The sequence below is a fragment of the Vibrio sp. 1249-1 genome (assembly GCF_033340495.1).
The window spans coordinates 1-572 of sequence record NZ_JAWOWJ010000912.1; the positions used below are offsets into that span (position 1 = coordinate 1).

Here is a 572-nt window from a genome sequence, read left to right on the forward strand (position 1 = left end):
GAGAAAATGGAGGTTGCAAGTCAGCAACTTCGGTTTGAAGACGCGGCAAAGTTTCGTGATCAGATACAAGCGATAAGACGAGTCCAAGAACAGCAATATGTATCGGAAGACAGCATGGATGATATGGATGTGCTGGGTTTTGCGCAAGAGAACGGCATTGCTTGCATCCACATATTGATGATTCGTCAGGGTAAAGTGTTAGGCAGTCGCAGTCATTTCCCTAAGATTCCTCAAAACACGAGCCAACAAGAGGTATTCGATAGCTTTTTGACTCAGTATTACCTGAGCCACAATGAGGCGCGAACAATCCCATCTCGAATAATACTGAACCAAGAGTTGGCCGACGATCTCGAACCCATTCAAAAAGCACTGAGTGAAGTCGCAGGGCGTAAGGTTCATTTCCATACTTCTCCGACTGGTGCGGGAGGGAGATATCTTAAGCTGTCTAATACCAATGCACTTACTGCCATCACCACAAAAATCAACCATAAGATGACGATCAACCAACGTTTCAAAGCACTTCGCGAGACGCTGGGAATGGAGTCTATTATGAGGATGGAGTGTTTTGATAT

Annotated in this window: 1 protein-coding gene; it reads left to right on the plus strand. The window is 45.3% G+C overall.

Annotated features, from left to right (window positions below; all coding sequences use genetic code 11):
• Positions 1 to 572, plus strand: a 572-nt coding sequence (locus R7Z50_RS29645) for a UvrB/UvrC motif-containing protein (protein WP_318150032.1), incomplete at both ends; no start/stop codon positions are given.